The sequence below is a fragment of the Tardiphaga sp. GW821-FHT12E02 genome, assembly GCF_058807155.1.
Genome location: NZ_JBXAQK010000001.1, coordinates 3,635,097 through 3,654,374 on the forward strand (window position 1 = coordinate 3,635,097; position 19,278 = coordinate 3,654,374).

16 protein-coding genes are annotated in these 19,278 nt (G+C 63.4%); 13 read left to right on the forward strand and 3 right to left on the reverse strand.

The window, feature by feature from the left end; translation table 11 throughout:
* The first annotated feature begins 231 nt into the window (after window positions 1–231).
* The 8 genes from dusB to hflX all read left to right on the forward strand — a co-directional run bounded on the left by dusB (window position 232) and on the right by hflX (window position 10,734).
* On the forward strand, window positions 232–1,233 hold the full coding sequence (gene dusB / locus AC1RQ5_RS17230) for a tRNA dihydrouridine synthase DusB (protein WP_493203455.1): 1,002 nt from the start codon (window positions 232–234) through the stop codon (window positions 1,231–1,233).
* A complete protein-coding gene (locus AC1RQ5_RS17235; RefSeq protein ID WP_398481662.1) occupies window positions 1,230–2,402 on the forward strand; it encodes a two-component system sensor histidine kinase NtrB in 1,173 nt (390 codons plus the stop codon). The genes dusB and AC1RQ5_RS17235 overlap by 4 nt, the downstream gene beginning before the upstream one ends.
* 14 nt (window positions 2,403–2,416) lie before the next feature.
* Window positions 2,417–3,859, forward strand: a complete 1,443-nt coding sequence (gene ntrC / locus AC1RQ5_RS17240) for a nitrogen regulation protein NR(I) (RefSeq protein ID WP_233021612.1) — start codon at window positions 2,417–2,419, stop codon at window positions 3,857–3,859.
* A gap of 309 nt (window positions 3,860–4,168) precedes the next feature.
* A complete protein-coding gene (locus AC1RQ5_RS17245) occupies window positions 4,169–6,451 on the forward strand; it encodes a sensor histidine kinase NtrY-like (RefSeq protein ID WP_493200545.1) in 2,283 nt (760 codons plus the stop codon).
* Between the two features lie 32 nt (window positions 6,452–6,483).
* Window positions 6,484–7,854, forward strand: coding sequence for a nitrogen assimilation response regulator NtrX (ntrX, locus tag AC1RQ5_RS17250; protein ID WP_398484199.1), 1,371 nt, complete (start codon window positions 6,484–6,486; stop codon window positions 7,852–7,854).
* 169 nt (window positions 7,855–8,023) lie between these two features.
* On the forward strand, window positions 8,024–8,881 hold the full coding sequence (locus AC1RQ5_RS17255) for a D-amino-acid transaminase (RefSeq protein WP_493200547.1): 858 nt from the start codon (window positions 8,024–8,026) through the stop codon (window positions 8,879–8,881).
* Between the two features lie 201 nt (window positions 8,882–9,082).
* Entirely contained in the window at window positions 9,083–9,325 is a 243-nt protein-coding gene (hfq, locus tag AC1RQ5_RS17260) for an RNA chaperone Hfq (RefSeq protein ID WP_211908183.1), read from the forward strand.
* A gap of 23 nt (window positions 9,326–9,348) precedes the next feature.
* On the forward strand, window positions 9,349–10,734 hold the full coding sequence (gene hflX, locus AC1RQ5_RS17265; protein ID WP_493200549.1) for a GTPase HflX: 1,386 nt from the start codon (window positions 9,349–9,351) through the stop codon (window positions 10,732–10,734).
* 161 nt (window positions 10,735–10,895) lie between these two features.
* Here the strand turns inward: hflX and mazG are convergent, their stop codons facing one another.
* Window positions 10,896–11,711 carry a nucleoside triphosphate pyrophosphohydrolase gene (gene mazG / locus AC1RQ5_RS17270; protein WP_493200550.1) on the reverse strand — a complete coding sequence of 272 codons (816 nt, stop codon included), beginning with the start codon at window positions 11,709–11,711 and terminating at the stop codon, window positions 10,896–10,898.
* Between the two features lie 133 nt (window positions 11,712–11,844).
* Here mazG and queC point away from each other — a divergent pair, with 133 nt between their 5' ends.
* Both queC and AC1RQ5_RS17280 read left to right on the forward strand, forming a co-directional pair.
* On the forward strand, window positions 11,845–12,558 hold the full coding sequence (gene queC, locus AC1RQ5_RS17275; RefSeq protein ID WP_493200552.1) for a 7-cyano-7-deazaguanine synthase QueC: 714 nt from the start codon (window positions 11,845–11,847) through the stop codon (window positions 12,556–12,558).
* Between the two features lie 233 nt (window positions 12,559–12,791).
* Complete coding sequence (locus AC1RQ5_RS17280) at window positions 12,792–13,511, forward strand: PA4824 family protein (protein ID WP_493200553.1); 720 nt, start codon at window positions 12,792–12,794, stop codon at window positions 13,509–13,511.
* A gap of 106 nt (window positions 13,512–13,617) precedes the next feature.
* Here the strand turns inward: AC1RQ5_RS17280 and AC1RQ5_RS17285 are convergent, their stop codons facing one another.
* Window positions 13,618–14,517, reverse strand: coding sequence for a dihydrodipicolinate synthase family protein (locus tag AC1RQ5_RS17285; protein ID WP_493200554.1), 900 nt, complete (start codon window positions 14,515–14,517; stop codon window positions 13,618–13,620).
* A gap of 274 nt (window positions 14,518–14,791) precedes the next feature.
* Complete coding sequence (locus tag AC1RQ5_RS17290; RefSeq protein ID WP_493200556.1) at window positions 14,792–15,556, reverse strand: SDR family NAD(P)-dependent oxidoreductase; 765 nt, start codon at window positions 15,554–15,556, stop codon at window positions 14,792–14,794.
* Between the two features lie 304 nt (window positions 15,557–15,860).
* Here AC1RQ5_RS17290 and AC1RQ5_RS17295 point away from each other — a divergent pair, with 304 nt between their 5' ends.
* The 3 genes from AC1RQ5_RS17295 to AC1RQ5_RS17305 all read left to right on the forward strand — a co-directional run bounded on the left by AC1RQ5_RS17295 (window position 15,861) and on the right by AC1RQ5_RS17305 (window position 19,258).
* The gene (locus AC1RQ5_RS17295; protein WP_398482349.1) at window positions 15,861–16,607 is read left to right on the forward strand and encodes a FadR/GntR family transcriptional regulator; all 747 of its coding nucleotides are present in this window, start codon (window positions 15,861–15,863) and stop codon (window positions 16,605–16,607) included.
* A gap of 191 nt (window positions 16,608–16,798) precedes the next feature.
* The gene (locus tag AC1RQ5_RS17300; protein ID WP_493200558.1) at window positions 16,799–18,229 is read left to right on the forward strand and encodes an FAD-binding oxidoreductase; all 1,431 of its coding nucleotides are present in this window, start codon (window positions 16,799–16,801) and stop codon (window positions 18,227–18,229) included.
* Between the two features lie 54 nt (window positions 18,230–18,283).
* Window positions 18,284–19,258 (forward strand): Bug family tripartite tricarboxylate transporter substrate binding protein, encoded by a 975-nt coding sequence (locus AC1RQ5_RS17305; RefSeq protein WP_493200560.1) that lies wholly within the window; start codon window positions 18,284–18,286, stop codon window positions 19,256–19,258.
* The last annotated feature ends 20 nt before the right edge of the window (window positions 19,259–19,278 follow it).

Here is a 19,278-nt window from a genome sequence, read left to right on the forward strand (position 1 = left end):
TTAGCACGGCCGCGCCGAAAAACAGTAGGTTTGCTTGTCGGAATAGTTGGGCATGACGCATAAACGTGCATTGCTGCACTGCACTTGCAAAGCTGTTGGCTTTGGCTAATGTGTAGGCATGACAATTGACTGCCCAACAAATGTGCGCATACTGGGCTTTGTCGCCGCAACGCCGCGGAGACAAGCACGATGAGTAGCTCTGTGAGTCCGGACGCATCATACAGCAAACGATTGAAGATTGGTGATGTGGAAATCGCCAACAGGGTCGTTCTTGCGCCGATGTCGGGCATTACCGATGCCCCGTTCCGCCGCCTGACCGCCGAGCTCGGCGCCGGTCTCGTGGTTTCCGAAATGACCGCCAGCGACGATCTGGTGAATGGACGACCGATGTCGGTGCTTCGCTGCGAGGCGACCGGGATCGGTCCGCATGTGGTGCAGCTCGCTGGCTGCGAAGCGCATTGGATGGCCGAAGGCGCCCGGATCGCCGAAGGCGGCGGCGCGGATATCATCGACATTAATATGGGCTGCCCGGCGCGCCACGTGACCGGCGGGCAGTCCGGCTCGGCGCTGATGCGCGATCTCGACCATGCGCTGACTTTGATCGAAGCGACGATTTCTGCCGTGAAAGTCCCCGTGACGCTGAAAATGCGGCTCGGCTGGGACGATCGTACGATGAATGCGCCCGAACTCGCGCGTCGCGCGGAGGAGGCGGGTGTGCAGCTCATCACCGTGCACGGCCGCACGCGCTGCCAATTCTATAAGGGCGACGCCAACTGGGATGCCGTGCGACCTGTGAAGGCGGCCGTCAGTGTGCCCGTGGTCGTCAATGGCGACATCACCTCCTTCGACAAGGCCGTCAGCGCGCTTGAGGCCTCCGGCGCCGATGCGGTCATGGTCGGCCGCGGCGCCTATGGCCAGCCCTGGCTACCCGGCCAGATCGGTCGTCAGCTCGAAACCGGCATCAAGGAAACAGCGCCGACACTGCAGCAGCAGCTCGCTTATGTCGTCGCGCTCTATGACGACGTCTGCCAGCATTACGGCCTGCGTGTCGGCCTTCGCCATGCGCGAAAACATCTCGGCTGGGCGCTCGACACGGCCGCAGACACCAGCGGTGCGGCACCGGCGAAGCTCAAAGACTGGCGCGCCCGAATTCTCACCTCTGAAGACCCCTCCGGCGTGCATCGCGCGCTGAACGAGGCCTTCGACGACTTTGCATGGAGTGCTGCCGCATGAGCGCCGCAGAATATCGCCGGCCAGCCCCCGCAGACAGCGAGGCCATCCTCAACGCGCTACCGCATCCGATTCTCGTGATCGCGCCGGACGGCAAGATCGTCGACGCCAACATGTCCGCTGAGTCCTTCTTTGACATTTCCGCGCAGTTTCTGCGTCGGCAGTCGCTGCGCGAGCTGGTGCCGTTCGGCAGTCCGCTGCTGGCGCTGATCGATCAGGTCCGCGAAGCCAATTCGCCGGTCAACGAATACAAGGTCGATCTGGGCACGCCGCGCATCGGCGGCGATCGCCAGGTCGATCTGCATGTGGCACCGCTCACGGAGCGCCCCGGCCATATCGTCGTGATGCTGCAGGAGCGCACCATCGCCGACAAGATGGATCGCCAGCTCACCCATCGCAGCGCCGCGCGGTCGGTGACGGCACTCGCGGCCATGCTGGCGCATGAGATCAAGAACCCGCTGTCCGGCATCCGCGGCGCGGCACAGCTGCTGGAACAGCAGGCCTCCGCCGAAGACCGCATGCTCACGCGCCTGATCACCGACGAGGCCGATCGCATCGTCACGCTGGTCGATCGCATGGAGGTGTTCGGCGACGAGCGCCCCGTCGCGCGCGGCCCGGTGAACATTCACTCCGTGCTCGACCATGTGAAGCGCCTCGCGCAGTCGGGCTTTGCGCGCAACATCCGCTTCATCGAGGACTACGACCCGTCGCTGCCGCCGGTGCTGGCCAATCAGGACCAGCTCATTCAGGTGTTCCTGAATCTGGTGAAGAACGCCGCCGAGGCAATCGTCGATCTCGGCTCCGATGGCGAGATCCAGCTCACCACAGCGTTCCGACCCGGCGTGCGCCTTTCCGTGCCTGGCAAGAAATCGCGCGTGTCGCTGCCGCTGGAGTTCTGCGTGAAGGACAACGGCCCCGGTGTTCCCGAAGATCTGTTGCCGAATCTGTTCGATCCCTTCGTCACGACCAAACCGACCGGAAGCGGCCTGGGTCTTGCATTGGTTGCGAAGATCATCGGCGACCACGGCGGGATCATCGAGTGTGAATCCCAACCCCGAAAGACCACCTTCCGCGTGCTGTTGCCGATGTTCAACCCAGCCAAGAACCTAGACAGCAAGACCATAGATCCGGGCAGTGACGATGCGGGTGCATCGTCCGGCTCGCAGACTTAAGTAGAGGACTGACGATGCCTGCAGGAAGTATTCTGGTTGCGGATGACGATACGGCAATCCGCACGGTCCTCAATCAGGCGCTGTCGCGCGCGGGATACGAGGTGCGTCTCACCGGCAATGCCGCCACGCTGTGGCGCTGGGTGAGCCAGGGCGAGGGCGATCTCGTCATCACCGACGTGGTGATGCCCGACGAGAACGCGTTCGATCTGTTGCCGCGCATCAAGAAGATGCGGCCCAATCTGCCGGTCATCGTGATGAGCGCGCAGAACACCTTCATGACCGCGATCCGCGCCTCCGAGCGCGGCGCCTACGAATATCTGCCGAAGCCCTTCGACCTGAAGGAGCTGATCGCCATTGTCGGCCGCGCTCTGGCCGAGCCGAAAGAGCGCGTCGCCAGCAATGACGACGACGGCGAGTTCGATTCCATCCCGCTGGTCGGCCGTTCGCCGGCGATGCAGGAAATCTACCGCGTCCTCGCCCGCCTCATGCAGACCGATCTCACGGTCATGATTTCCGGTGAGTCCGGCACCGGCAAGGAACTCGTCGCCCGCGCGCTGCATGATTACGGCAAGCGCCGCAACGGCCCGTTCGTTGCGGTCAATATGGCTGCGATTCCACGCGATCTCATCGAATCCGAACTGTTCGGCCATGAGCGCGGCGCCTTCACCGGCGCCAATGCCCGCGCCACCGGCCGCTTCGAGCAGGCCGAAGGCGGCACGCTGTTCCTTGACGAAATCGGCGACATGCCGATGGAGGCACAGACGCGTCTTCTCCGCGTGCTGCAGCAGGGCGAATACACCACCGTCGGCGGCCGCACCCCGATCAAGACCGATGTGCGCATCGTCGCTGCGTCGAACAAGGATCTGCGCATCCTGATCCAGCAGGGCCTGTTCCGCGAGGATCTGTTCTTCCGCCTCAACGTCGTGCCGCTGCGCCTGCCGCCGCTGCGCGAGCGCATCGAGGATCTGCCCGACCTGATCCGCCACTTCTTCGCGCTGGCCGAAAAGGACGGCCTGCCGCCCAAGAAGCTCGACGCCTTGGCGCTCGAGCGCATGAAGCAGCACCGCTGGCCGGGCAACGTCCGTGAGCTTGAAAACCTCGCCCGCCGTCTCGCCGCGCTCTATCCGCAGGACGTCATCACCGGTCCGGTGATCGATGGCGAACTGGCACCGCCGGCAGTGGTGTCGGGTGGCAATGCACCGACCACCGTGGATAATCTGGGTGGGGCCGTGGAGGTCTATCTGTCCTCGCACTTCTCCAGCTTTCCGAACGGCGTGCCGCCGCCGGGCCTCTATCACCGCATCCTGCGCGAGATCGAGGTGCCATTGCTCACCGCAGCACTGGCCGCCACCCGCGGCAACCAGATTCGTGCCGCCGATCTCCTCGGCCTCAACCGCAACACGCTGCGGAAGAAGATTCGGGATCTGGACATTCAGGTCTATCGGACGGGGGGATAGGAACGACACGGTCCCTCATGGTGAGGAGGCGCGAAGCGCCGTCTCGAACCATGAGATGGCCAGACTCCGAGCGTGCAGCCATCCTTCGCGACGCGGCCAAGCGGCCGCTCCTCAGGATGAGGGCGGAGTTTCCTGATATTTCACCGATCAAACGGTGAAATTGAGCGACTTGCGCAATCCGCGGCTGTTCTACGCCGCGGATTTGTCGTAATTGAGCAACATTGTTGTATGATTGCATCAGTGCGTAGGTGGTAGCGACCCAGCCCGCGCCAAGGTCACGCAACGCCTCGCTCAGCAAAAAATCCCGGAATGACGAACGCAGAGACGTCGGCACCAGTTTTCGAACCGTCGGTATTCGAGTCGCGCAATCCATTGCGGCGGCTGTTTGTACCCATGGCCGTCGGCATGGCGCTATTCTCCGCCTGCCTGACCTTCCTTGTCCTGAATGGCCTCACGCCGCTCGCGCCCACCCATCTGGTGGTCGTGTCCTTCCTGCTGATCAATGCCGCCACCGTTCTCCTGCTGGTGCTGATCATCGCCCGCGAGATCTGGAAGGTCGTGCAGGCGCGGCGCCGGGGCAGGGCCGCAGCACGGCTGCATGTGCAGGTGGTCAGCCTGTTCTCGGTGATTGCCGTGCTGCCGGCGGTGCTGGTCTCGATCGTCGCCAATGTGACCCTCGATCGCGGTCTGGATCGCCTGTTCTCCGGCCCGACCAAGGCCGTGATCGGCAATTCCATGACCGTCGCACGTGCCTATGTGAACGAGCATGCGCAACTGATCGGCGGCGACATTCTCGGCATGGCCGATGATCTCGCCCGCATCCAGCCGCTGTTCTATCAGGACCGCGGCACGTTCCGCTCGCTGATGCTGGCGAATGCCAAGGCGCGCAACCTGCCGGGCGCGATGCTGATCGACAAGGATCGTACCGTCATCGAGCCCGACCAGCCGGGTGTCCGGCCGGAATTCGAACCGCCGCCGGCGGATTTCCTGGTCAATGTCGGCACCGGCGAGCCGGCCATCACCATCATCCCCGACGGCAATTATGTCGCCGCCGTCATCAAGCTGCGCGCCTTTGACAACATGTATCTCTATGTCGCGCGCAAACTCGACCCGCGCGTGGTCGCGCAGATGGCGCAGACCCAGGCCAGTGTCGCCGACTACACCGAGCTGGAATCGCGCCGCCTCGGAATCCAGATTGCCTTCGGCCTGATGTTCACGGTCATCGCTTTGACGGTGCTGATGTCGGCCGTGCTGATTGGCCTGAACTTCTCGAACTGGCTGGTGGCTCCGATCCGTCGTCTGGTCAGCGCGGCGAACATGGTCTCCACCGGCGACCTCCATGTGCAGGTCCCGGTGATCCAGTCGGAAGGCGATCTCGCCCATCTCGGCGAGACCTTCAACAAGATGACCTCGGAATTGCGCACCCAGCGCGACGAGCTGGTCTCTGCCTCCGATGTCATCGACAGCCGCCGCCGTTTCATCGAAGCCGTACTATCATCGGCCAGCGCTGGCATCATCGGTGTCGATGGCTCCAACGTGATCGGCATTCTCAACCGCTCCGCCGAGAAGCTGGTCGGCCATTCCGAGTCCGAAGTGCTCGGCCATCCGCTGCACGAGATCATCCCGGAGCTGGATGAACTCATGCAGAATGCCCGCGAAAGCTCGCAGCGGTTGGTGCAGGGGCAAATCACCATCGATCGCGAGGGCCGCGAGCGCAATCTGTCCGTCCGCATCTCGGCCGAACAGACCAGCCAGTCGCGCGACAGCTACATCATCACGCTCGACGACATCACCGATCTCGTCTCCGCGCAGCGCACCTCGGCCTGGGCTGACGTGGCGCGTCGCATCGCCCACGAGATCAAGAATCCGCTGACGCCGATCCAGCTCTCCGCCGAGCGCATCAAGCGCAAATTCGGCAAGGTGATTGTCGACGACAAGCAGATCTTCGAGCAGTGCACCGACACCATCGTGCGCCAGGTCGAGGACATCCGCCGCATGGTGGACGAGTTCTCGCGCTTCGCCCGGATGCCGAAGCCCGTCATCGAAGGCGAGGATGTCGCCGACACCGTGCGCCAGGCCGTATTCCTGATGCGCGTCGGGCATCCCGAACTCGACCTCCATGCCGAGATCAAGGAAGAGCCGCTGAAGGCGCAGTTCGATCGCCGGCTGATCTCGCAGGCGTTGACCAACATCATCAAGAATGCCGCCGAAGCCATCGAGGCCGTGCCGCCGGAAGAACTCGGCAAAGGTCGCATTGACGTCACAGCCTTCAGCGAGAACGGCCAGATCGTGATCGACGTCGTCGATAACGGCATCGGCCTGCCGACAACCAATCGCTCGCGTCTGCTGGAACCCTATGTCACCACCCGCGAGAAGGGCACCGGCCTCGGCCTCGCCATTGTCGGCAAGGTGCTGGAAGACCACGGCGGCGGGATCGAGCTCGGCGACGCATCCAGCATCAAGCCAGGTCAGCGCGGCGCCTGGATGCGGTTGCGTTTCGCGATCTCCGGTCAGAAGCCTGACGCGGAGAAGAGCGACGCGAAAGCGGCGCCCGAACAAGAACCGAAGATCGCAGCCGTCACCGGCAGTTGAACAGAAGAAAAGTGACCAGGATATTTTGACCCATGGCAAATGACATTCTGATCGTCGACGACGAAGCCGATATCCGCGATCTCGTTGCGGGCATTCTGGAAGACGAAGGCTTTACGACGCGCACCGCGCGCGACAGTGACAGTGCGCTGAATGAAATCTCCAACCGTCGTCCCAATCTGGTCTTCCTCGACATCTGGCTGCAGGGCAGCAAGCTCGACGGCTTGCAGCTTTTGGAGCAGGTGAAGAAAGACAATCCCGACCTGCCGGTCGTCATGATCTCCGGCCACGGCAATATCGAAACCGCCGTCGCGGCCATCAAGCGCGGCGCCTATGACTTCATTGAGAAGCCGTTCAAGGCTGATCGCCTGATCCTCGTCGCGACACGCGCGTTGGAGACGTCGCGCTTGAAACGCGAAGTGCGCGAACTCAAGCAGATTTCGCCGATCGCCAGCAAGCTGAGCGGCCGCTCCGCTGCGATGAACCAGTTGCGCCAGACCATCGACCGCGCCGCCAAGGCCAACAGCCGCATCCTCATCGTCGGCCCGTCCGGCGCCGGCAAGGAGCTCGCGGCGCGCACGCTGCATGCGTCATCGTCGCGTGCCAATGGCCCGTTTGTCGTCATCAATGCCGCCGCGATCACGCCGGAGCGCATGGAGCTTGAACTGTTCGGCACCGAGCAGAGCAATGGCGAGCAGCAGCGCAAGGCCGGCGCGCTCGAAGAAGCCCATGGCGGCACGCTGTTCATCGACGAGATCGGCGATCTCCCGCGCGAGACCCAGAACAAGATTCTGCGCGTCCTGGTCGATCAGACCTTCATGCGGGCAGGGGGCACGACCAAGGTCAGCGTCGATGTCCGCATCATCTCCTCCACCGCGCGTAACCTCGAAGAAGAGATCGCCGCGGGCACGTTTCGCGAGGATCTCTATCACCGCCTCTCCGTCGTACCGATCCGCGTCCCGCCGCTGTCCGAGCATCGCGAGGACATCCCCGAGCTGATCGAGTTCTTCATGGAGCAGATCTCCGCCAATACCGGTCTGCCGCGCCGCCAGATCGGCCAGGACGCCATGGCCGTGCTGCAGTCCCATGTCTGGCCCGGCAATGTCCGCCAGCTCCGCAACAATGTGGAGCGCGTGATGATCCTCGCCGGTGGCGGACCGGAGGTGATCATCACCGCCGACATGCTGCCGCAGGATGTCGGCTCCATGGTGCCGTCGATGCCGACCTCCAACAATGGCGAGCACATCATGGGCCTGCCGCTGCGCGAAGCCCGCGAAGTGTTCGAGCGCGATTATCTGATTGCGCAGATCAGCCGTTTCTCGGGCAACATCTCGCGCACCGCCGAATTCGTCGGCATGGAGCGCTCGGCTTTGCATCGCAAATTGAAGGCATTGGGCGTCGGGTAAAACGCCGGGCCGTAGGATGGGTTGAACGGCGGCCGAAGGCCGGCGCGACAACCCATCGGCAGAGCCCGCCGCAATCGACGGCCGATGGGTTTTCGCTGCGCTCAACCCATCCTACGCTATAGCGTTTGTGCTATCGTTCCCAGGAAACAACCAACCGGAATTCCGACCCATGTCGCGCATTGCCTATGTCAACGGCCTCTACACCAACCTCAGCGACGCCGCCGTCAATGTCGAGGATCGCGGCTACCAGTTCGCCGATGGCGTCTATGAGGTCTGCGAGATCGTCGGCGGCAAGATGGTCGATTTCCCGCGCCACATGGCGCGCCTGGAGCGCTCGCTGCGTGAACTGCGCATCGCCATGCCGATGGCGCTGACCTCGCTGAAGGTCATCATGCAGGAAGTCGTCCGCCGCAACCGCATCAATTACGGCATCGTCTATCTGCAGGTCACCCGCGGCGTCGCCCATCGCGATCACGGCTTTCCGTCACCCGAGGTGAAGCCGAGCGTCGTCGTCACGGCCAAATCGCTGAACTTCGCCAAGAACCAGGCCTCCGCCGAACGCGGCGTGAAGGTCATCACGACAGCCGAGAACCGCTGGCCGCGCGTGGACATCAAGAGCGTCGGCCTGCTGCCGAACGTGCTCGCCCGCCAGGAAGCGCGCGACAAGGGCGCCTATGAGGCCTGGTATGTGGATGACAAGGGTTTTGTCACCGAAGGCGCCTCCTGCAACGCCTGGATCATCACCAGGGACGGCAAGGTCGTCACCAAGAGCGCCGAGCGCGGCATCCTGTCGGGCATCACCCGCGCCGTGCTGGTCGAGGTGCTGGCATCGCTCCAGCTCAAGCTGGAGGAGCGGAACTTCACTCCGGAGGAGGCTGCCAACGCTGCCGAGGCCTTTGTGTCCTCCGCGAGTCAGATCGTGATGCCGGTCATTGCCATCGACGGGAAGGCGATCGGCGATGGTAAACCGGGACCGACTGCACTCCGTTTGCGCCAGGAATTCCATAAATTTGCGGACATTGCGTAGAGTTTGCCGCATTTCCAGGCACGATTTCCGTGTGGCGGCTTGCCTTCACACGCCGTCTGCCGTCTAATCGTCCTGCTGCGCGCCCCGAGGGGGATCTTTGGGCGTTCGGCAGTCAGGTGACGCTCCCGAAATCAACAGAGGGGCGGGCCGGGCGCAAGAAAAGCAACAAAACAGACACAACAGACTGCGGGATTAAGAAAAATGGCGGCAGACCGCGCACAAAATCTACAGGACACCTTCCTCAACCACGTTCGCAAGACCAAGACACCCCTGACGATCTTCCTCGTAAACGGCGTCAAGCTGCAGGGAATCGTCACCTGGTTCGACAATTTCTGTCTTCTGCTCCGGCGCGACGGCCACTCGCAGCTGGTGTATAAGCATGCGATCTCGACCATCATGCCGGGCGCGCCGATCCAATTGTTCGAAGGCGGCGAAGAAGCCTGAGCGAACGCCTGAAAGACGCTTGATTGGAATTTCGTAGCTTTGAAGGCAATGCTGCCGACCGCCCCGCGGCCGGCAGCGAATCGACCGGCCGCGTTCTCGTGGTCGGTCCTTATCTGCGCGAACGCCGCGGCGATGCCGAGGCCAGCGCCTATGCCCATGTCCGCGACACCGAAGCCCGTCTCGAAGAGGCGGTCGGTCTTGCACGCGCCATCGATCTTGAAGTGGTCGAGGCCGTTGCCGCGCCGCTGAGCCAGATCCGTCCCGCCACCTATCTCGGCAAGGGCAAGGTCGAGGAGATCGCCGGTCTCATCGCCGCCAACGAGGTTGGCATCGTGGTGATGGACTGCGCGCTGTCGCCGATCCAGCAGCGCAATCTCGAAAAGGAACTGAAGGCCAAGGTGCTCGACCGCACCGGCCTCATCCTGGAAATCTTCGGCCGCCGTGCAAAGACGAAAGAAGGCACGCTGCAGGTCGAACTCGCGCATCTCAATTATCAGCGCAGCCGTCTCGTCCGCTCATGGACCCATCTGGAGCGCCAGCGCGGCGGCTTCGGCTTCATGGGCGGCCCCGGCGAAACCCAGATCGAAGCCGATCGCCGCATGATCGGCGATCGCATCGGCAGGCTCGAGGCCGATCTGAAGAAAGTGCAGGCCACGCGTCGGTTGCATCGCGCCGGCCGCCAGCGCGTGCCGTATCGCGTTGTCGCACTGGTCGGCTACACCAATGCCGGCAAGTCCACGCTGTTCAACCGCCTGACGCGCGCCGATGTGCAGGCCGAGGACATGCTGTTCGCAACCCTCGATCCGACGCTGCGCGCGCTGACGCTGCCCCATGGCGGCAAGGCGATGCTGTCCGACACCGTCGGCTTCATCTCCAACCTGCCGACCCAGCTCGTGGCGGCGTTCCGCGCCACGCTGGAGGAGGTGCTGGAAGCCGACATCATCCTGCATGTCCGCGACATCAGCCACGAAGATGCCGAAGCGCAGCAGAGCGACGTCGACAACGTCCTGCGCCAGCTCGGCATCGATATGGATGCGGGCGCCGGCGCGCGCATTCTCGAGGTCTGGAACAAGATCGATCGCTTCTCCGACGAGGAGCGCGAAAACCTCGCCAATATCGCGGCGCGCCGCCCGAGCGAGAGCCCGGTCTTCATGGTGTCCGCTGTGACAGGCGAGGGCGTCCATGAGCTGCTCACCGCCATCGAGGATCGCCTCGCCGCGACGCGCATCACGCTGGACCTCTCCATCGACGCATCGGACGGCGCCGGCATCAGCTGGCTGCATCGCAATGCCGAGGTGCTGGTGAAGGAGCTGCATGAAGGTCATTTCGACATGACCGTGCGCGTGGACGAGACCAAGCGCGACGTGGTGATCGACCGCTTCAAGGCGGTGCTGCGCGAGGCCGAGTAAAACTCCGCTCTCCATCCCAACTCCGTCCCTCATCCTGAGGAGCCGCGCAGCGGCGTCTCGAAGGATGGCCGCAGGCTCAGGAGCCAAGCCATCTCATGGTTCGAGACGGCGCTGCGCGCCTCCTCACCATGAGGGGCGGGAGTAGGCGGCACGGATGTGAGTCACACCTTCCCCTTCGCCTCGTTCCACAGCGCATCCATCTCCTCGAGCGACGCGTCTTCCAGCGTGCGCCCCCTGGCTCTCAGCGCCTGCTCGATATACGCGAACCGCGTCTCGAACTTCACATTGGTCCCGCGCAGCGCCATTTCCGGATCGGCCTTCACATGCCGCGCGAGGTTCACCAGCGCGAACATGAGGTCGCCGGTCTCTTCCGCGATGTGATCGGGATCGCCACGCTCCAGCGCCGCCTCGATCTCGTCGGCTTCCTCGCGGATCTTCGCCAGCACCGCGCGCGGATCGTTCCAGTCGAAGCCGACCGTGGACGCCTTGGCCTGCAGCGCGAGAGCCTGTGCCAGTGCCGGCTGGCTGGCCTTCACACTCGCCAGCAGCGATTTCGGGGCGGTGATGTCCTCGCCCCGCCGCGCCGCGCGCTCGGCCTTCTCCTCCGCCTTGATGCGATCCCAGACGCCCTTCACATGGCCGGAGGTGACATTGCCGTCGGCATCCGCGAACACATGCGGATGCCGGCGGATCATCTTCTTGGTGATCGCCGTGACCACGTCGCCGAAATCGAACCTGCCTTGCTCGGACGCCATCTGCGCATGGAACACGACCTGCAGCAGCAGATCGCCCAGCTCCTCGCAGAGATCGTCGAGGTCCTTTCGCGCAATCGCGTCCACGACCTCATAGGCCTCCTCGATCGTGTAGGGCGCGATGCTCGCAAAATCCTGCTCCAGGTCCCACGGGCAGCCCGTCACCGGCGTGCGCAGCGCGGCCATGATTTCGAGCAGGCGGGTGATATCGCGGGAAGGGGTCATGCAGGCTCCGGTCATAGGGCGGATGAGCGCAGCGTCATCCGCCGCCGGCGCGTCACACGAGCTCCGCCGGCGGGTGATGGCTTCGCCTAACCCGCCCTACAATTCGGTGCAACTTTTGTGCTATGCCCTCGCCATGACCGACCCATCCACCTCCACAGCCCTTGTCCTGTTCTCCGGCGGGCAGGATTCCGCCACCTGCCTTGCCTGGGCGCTGGACCGCTTCGCCCGCGTCGAGACGCTCGGCTTCGCCTATGGCCAGCGCCACGCCGTCGAGCTCGACAGCCGCGCCAAGCTGATCGACGGCATGAAGGCGATCAATCCGGCCTGGGCCACCCGGATCGGCGACAGCCACACGCTCGACATCCCGACGCTGTCGTCGATTTCCGAGACCGCGCTGACCCGCGACGTCGCCATCGAGATGGGCGCCGACGGCCTGCCGAACACCTTTGTGCCCGGCCGCAATCTGGTGTTCCTGACCTTCGCCGCGGCGCTGGCCTATCGCCGGGGGATCACCGATATTGTCGGCGGCATGTGCGAGACCGATTATTCCGGCTATCCCGACTGCCGCGACGACACCATCAAGGCGCTCAACAGCGCGCTCAATCTCGGCATGGCGAAGAACTTCCAGCTGCACACCCCGCTGATGTGGCTGGACAAGGCCGCGACCTGGGGACTGGCCGATCAGCTCGGCGGAGAGCCGTTGACCGGCCTGATCCGCGAACACTCCCACACCTGCTATCTCGGCGAACGCGGCGCACTCCATGACTGGGGCTATGGCTGCGGCAAGTGCCCGGCCTGCGAACTGCGCGCCAAGGGGTGGCGGGAGTTCAAGGCAACCGCTGCCTGACACCCAACTCCGCCCCTCATCCTGAGGAGCCGCGCAGCGGCGTCTCGAAGGATGGCGACGGAGCTCCGCCATCTCATGGTTCGAGACGGCGCTTTGCGCCTCCTCACCATGAGGGACGGAGTGTATGTGCCGCCGCGCGACGATCCGCCGCGAAACTACCGCTCGACAGCGCGCGACTCAGCTACGCTTTCCCGATGGGGAAGACTTGGGGCAAACTACTCGCAGCAGTGATCGTGACGACGATCGCACTGTCATGCACGGTCCATCGCGCGAACGCCGCCAATGGCGCTTACGCGGTCGATGCCGCTGACATCTCTGAAGTCGGCTCCTGCAAAGTCGAGAGCTGGTATTCGATGGCGACGAATACGGACTTTGCGGCGATCGCCAATCCGTCCTGCGTGGTCGATCTCGGCAAGCCGGTCGAACTCAGCGCGCTCACCAATTACAGCCGTTCGGGCGGCGATTACTCCACGACCATCGCGCCCAAGGCCAAATACAATTTCGAGCCCACCGGGATCGGCAAGTTCGGCGTCTCCGTGCTCGGCAGCGCGACCTTCGATGCGGTCACCGGCCAGAACACGGCGCTGTTCGTCGAAATCCCCGCGACCTATCGCTTCTCCGAAACCACGCGCATCAATCTCAATGCCGGCTGGCTCTGGGACCGCGTCAATGACTGGCACTATTTTACATATGGCATCGGCTTCGACTGGAAGTTCACCGATACGCTGCAATACACGATCGAGCTGTACGGGCAGGCGGGCCGGGCGGACATGCCGAGCGTGATCCAGCCGCGGTTGCAGACCGGCATCCGCTATCGGCCCAACGAGACGTTTTCTGTCGATCTGATCTATGGCCGCAATATCACCGGCGAGGATTCCAACTGGATCACCATCGGCACGACGATCCGTTTTCCGCCAGAGGGCGGTTCGCGGAGCCGCGAACCGCATCTATAAGCATCGTTCAATCGCCGTCATTGCGAGGAGCGTAGCGACGAAGCAATCCAGTCCTTGACCAAAGAACTGGATTGCTTCGCTGCGCTCGCAATGACGACAGAAGGGTTTACGCCGCGAACGACTGCCTGACCGCTTCCGCATCGGCCGCGCTCAGCCCCACCAGCGGCGGGCGGACGCGCATCCAGCCGTCATTGCCGTATTGCCGTGCCAGCAGCACCTTCAGCGACGGCAGCTGCGCATAGGTCGAGACCGCATTGCGGCCCGACACGATGCGCTCCTGCGCCGCCGCGACCTCGGCCGCCTTGGACGGATCGTTGAACCCGTTGAACACCGTGGCGAGATCGCCGCCGACCAGGTTCGACGTCGCGGTGATGCAGCCGGCGCCGCCCATGGGCAGCAGCTTGATCATCAGGGGATCGGCGCCGACCAGCACCGAGAAGCCGGGGAAGCGCTCGACGATGGCGCTCATATTGGCAAAGTCGCCCGAGGAATCCTTGATGCCGACCACGGTGTCCGGGAAGCGCTTGATCAGGCGGTCGATGACGTCGAGCGAGATCGGCACCGACGACATCTGCGGGATGTGATACAGCACCACGCGCAGGCGCGGATCGTTGATGCGCTCGATGATCGCCGTATAGGCATCGACGATGCCATCGTCCGAGACGCCCTTGTAGTAATAGGGCGGCAGCATCACCACGGTATTCACGCCATTGGCCAGCGCATGCTGCGTCAGCTCCACCGTTTCCATGATCGAGGCGACGCCGGTGCCCGGCAGCAGCTTCTTCGGCGCGATGCCGGATTTCACCACGGCTTCGAGCAGCGACTTGCGCTCGCTGGACGACAGCGAATTCGCTTCGCCGGTGGTGCCGAGCATGGCGATGCCGGTGCAGCCGTCATCGAGCAGCCGCTGGCAATGCGCGGTGAACAGGCCCTGATCGACGGAGAGATCGGCATTGAACGGCGTGGTCGCGGCGCAGAACACGCCGGTAGGGAAGATGGCTGGCATGGGCGTCTCTCTCGTGTGTGTTGCAGGTTGTTGTCTCGTACGGCGATCAGAAGTGCGTCACATCTCATGGTTCGAGACGCGGCCAAGAGGCCGCTCCTCACCATGAGGGCCTTTGCTGTATGGCCCCAAACTCAGTCCCTCATCCTGAGGAGCGCGCAAAGCGCGCGTCTCGAAGGATGGCCGCAAGCTCGGAGCCCAGCCATCTCATGGTTCGAGACGGCGCTGCCAGCGGTTCAATTGCGCCGCAGGCCTCCTCACCATGAGAGGCAGGGCGTTACGGCATGATCTGGCCGCCATTGACCTCGATCACCTGGCCGGTGATGTAGCCGCTCATGCTCTCATCGGCCAGGAACTGGTAGGCGCCGACGCATTCTTCCGGCGTGCCGATGCGGCCGAGCGGGATGGTCTGGCGCGAGGCCTCGAGCTGTTCGGCATTCGAATAGCGCTGATGGAACGGCGTCATGATCACGCCCGGCGCCACCGCATTGGCGCGCACGCCGAACGGCGCCAGTTCCTTCGCCAGCACGCGGGTGATGGTGCTCACAAAACCCTTGGCCGAACCATAGAGGCCGGCACCGCCGCCGCCGCCATTGCGGGCTGCAACCGACGTCGTGTTGATGATCGAGCCGGAGCGCTGCGCTTCCATGATCTTGGCGACCTTGCGGCAGGCGAAGAACACCGAGCCGATATTGAGGTCGAGCACGTCGTCATACTGCTCGTCGGTGGCATTGGCGATGGAGGTGCGCCCGAACATGGCGCCGGCATTGTTGATCAGCACATCGATGCGGCCGAGTTTTGCATGCGCTTCCTCGATCACACGCGCAGCTTCAGCGCGTTCGGAGACGTCCCCGCGCAGCAGCTCGGCCTTGCCGCCGGCGGTGTGGATGCTCGCCACGACGTCCTGCGCGCCTTCCGGATTGCCGTTGTAGTGCACGATCAGGTTAGCGCCGAGGGCGCCGAATTTCTTCGCCACGGCAGCGCCGATGCCCGAGCTTGCGCCGATGATTACGATGGCCTTGCCGTTCAGTCCGTTGCTCACGCTAAAAATCCTTTCGAAGGTTGTCAGCCTTCCACCATGAATTTTGCAACCTGACAAGTTGCCAGTTTTTGTGCAGCGCAATACGACTTTGGAATGACGCGCAAAGTTTAATCGTTCTAGATCAACGCCATACGCAGGGCGAACAACGCGCTGCGCAATCTTGACATGTTGACAAGTTGAACGCGCCTCGACATGTTCGCCGCAACCTGGCGAGGAAATGTTTCCAAGAGAGAGCCGATCATATCGATCGGGTTTTCGAATGAAACACCCACGCCGCCACCGTGAGCTTTGGTTCGACTTGATCATGAAGCCGATCGATTCATCCGAACTGTCCGACGCGCCACGCGCGCGTCACGCCGGCCCGTCGCTTGTCGACAAGGTCTATGGCGAACTCGCGCAGCGCATCGCGAGTGGCGACTACGCGCCCGACCAGAAGCTGCCCGGCGAGCACGAACTCGCCGCCATTTTCGATGTCTCGCGGCCGGTGCTGCGCGAAGCGCTCGGCCGTTTGCGCGAGGACGGGCTGATCTATTCTCGCCAGGGCTCGGGCAGTTTCGTGCAGGCGCATGCCAAGGCGCCGTTTGGTTATGCGCGCGTCGAGACCATTGCCGACATCCAGCGCTGCTTCGAATTCCGCATCAGCATGGAAAGCGATGCCGCGCATTTCGCAGCACTCCGCCGCAGCGACGATAATCTCGTGCAGATGGAAGCAGCGCTCGGCCTGCTGCGCGAGGCGACCAAGAACCGCAAGCATCGCGAGGACGCCGACTATGCGTTTCATCTCGCGATCTCGGAGGCGACCAACAACCATTATTTCGCGACCTCGCTGAATGCGCTGAAGGACCATGTCGCCGTCGGCATGAAGCTGCACGGCCAGTCGCTGATGGGCCCGCAGCCCGGCCTCGAAGCGGTGTTCGAGGAACACAAGAGCATTTTTGAAGCGATCCGTGACCGCGATGCCGAGGCAGCGCGCACGGCCATGCGTCTCCATCTCGAAACCTCGCGCGACCGCCTGTTCGAAGGCCGTCTGCTCGATCTTTCGTTTCGGTGAGGGGGCTGGATGACAATCACATCTGCAAGCGTCGCTCTCCGTGTCGTCCCCGCGCAGGCGGGGACCCATAACCTCCGTCGTCAAAATCATAGCGGCAGAGCCACGACCATCGCACTTCCAGCAATTCGCCAGCGTGTATGGGTCCCCGCCTTCGCGGGGACGACCGATGAGCTTGTGACGAGGAATCAGACTTGACCGACCACACGACATTCCTCGCAACGCTCGCCGGCATCGTCGGCGAACGCTACATCATCGGCCCAGGCGGCGATTTCGAGCCTTACGTGGTCGACTGGCGCGGCCGCTATCACGGCCATGCGCTGGCCGTGGTGAAGCCCGGCTCGACGCAGGAAGTCTCGGATGTCGTAAAAGCCTGCGTCGCTGCTGGCATCGCCATCGTGCCGCAAGGCGGCAACACGGGCATGTGCGGCGCCGCCACGCCGCTCGGCGACCGCCCGAAGATCGTGCTGCGCCTCGATCGCCTCAACAAGATCCGCCATGTCAGCCGCCTGGGCGACAGCATCGCCGTGGATGCCGGTTGCATCCTTGCCGACATCCAGAAGGCCGCCGACGATATCGACCGGCTGTTTCCGCTCAGCCTCGGCGCCGAGGGCTCGTGCCAGATCGGCGGCAATCTCTCCACCAATGCCGGCGGCACCGCGGTGCTGCGCTATGGCACCACGCGCGAGCTTTGCCTCGGCCTCGAAGTGGTCATGCCCGATGGCGAGATCCTCGACGGCATGACGGCGCTGCGCAAGGATTCCACCAGCTTCGACACAAAGCAGCTGTTCATCGGCGCCGAAGGCACGCTCGGCATCATCACCGGTGCCGTGCTCAAGCTTTTCCCGAAGCCGCGGGCGAGGGCGGTGTCCTTCGTCAAGCTCAACAGCATCGATGCGGTGCTCGACCTGCTGGCGCAGGCGCGCACCGATCTTGGCGACCGCCTTGGCGCCTTCGAGGTGATGTCACGCGGCCAGATCGAGGTGATCGCGGAGAACCTGCCACTGGTGACCATCCCGTTCGAACTGGACACCCCATGGTATGTCCTGATCGAGCTCGTCGATACTCTGCTCACCGTGGATCTCAACGAAGCGATGGAGACCATGCTCGGCGGCGCCTATGAGCGCGAGCTGATCGTGGACGCGCTGGTCGCCTCTAGCGAGACCCAGGCCGCGACATTCTGGAAAGTCCGCCACAGCGTGTCGGAAGGCAGCAAGGCCGCCGGCTATGTCATCTCGCATGACAGCGCGGTGCCGCTGTCGCAGCAGGCCACGTTTGTGAAGCAGGTGGAGAAGCGCATCGCCGCCTACCGGCCGGATGCGCGCATCGTCATGCACGGCCATATCGGCGACGGCAATATCCACGTTCTCGCGATCATTCCCGGCTTCAAGCAGGATCAGAAGGATCAGATCGCCGACACAGTGCTCGGCATCAATACCATCGTCGATGAAGAGACCGCAGCCCTTGGCGGCAGCATCAGCGCCGAGCATGGCATCGGCATCGCCAATCGCGAGCGCCTCGGCCGCGTCGCCAATCCCGTCGAGCTCAAGCTGCTCCGCAGCGTTAAGGCGATGCTCGATCCTCACGACATCATGAATCCCGGAAAGGTGCTGCCGGCGGAATAGAGCAGGGCGGCTTCGACTGCTGAACTAAAAAATCAATTCGAGAAGAGGACTCCCATGAAGATCAAATCCATCCTGATGGCGGCCTGCGTCGCCTTCACCGCCGGCCACGCCAGCGCACAGGACGTCAAATATCCGACCAAGCCGATCACCATCGTCGTGCCGTTTGCGGCTGGCGGCACCGTGGACATCATCGCGCGCATGGTCGGCGAGCATCTGCAGAAGAAGCTCGGCGCCACTGTGGTGGTGGAAAACATGGGCGGTGCCGGCGGCAATATCGGCGTCAACCGCGTCGCCAAGGCGCAGCCCGATGGCTACACGATCGGCCTCGCTTCGACCTCGCCGCTGGCGATCGCGCCGTCGCTCTATGGCAGCAAGCTCCAGTTCCAGCCGGAGAAGGACCTCGTGGCCTTCACCCAGGTCAGCCAAGTGCCGAACGTCCTCGTCGTGAACCCCGATCGCATCAAGGCGCGCACGGTTCCGGAGCTGATCGAATACATCAAGGCGAACCCTGAGAAGGTCACGTTCGGCTCGTCGGGCCCCGGCACCTCGCAGCACCTTGCGGGTGAGCTGTTCCAGCAGATGACCGGCACCAAGATGATCCACGTGCCTTACAAGGGCTCGAGCCAGATGGTCACCGATCTGATCTCGGGCCAGATCGACATCGCCTTCGACAATGTGCCGCTGCTGCTGCCGCATGTCGCCGGCGGCAAGCTGGCCATGCTCGCCACCGCCACGCCGAAGCGCGCCGAATTCGATCCCAAGGTGCCGGCTGTCGCCGAATTCCTGCCGGGTTTTGAAGCCGTCGCCTGGCACGGTTTCATCGCGCCGGCTGCAACGCCGAAGCCGATCGTGGACAAGCTGTCGAGCGAGGTGCGTGAATTCATGAGCCTGCCGGAGACGAAGAAGAAGATGTCCGAGCTTGGCGCCGTGGCTGTTGCCGTCCCGCAGGACGAGTTCACGAAATACATCGCCAGCGAGACCGCGCGCTGGAAGACCGTGATGGAAAAAGCCAACGTCACGATGAACTAAATATCTCGGTCCCTCATCCT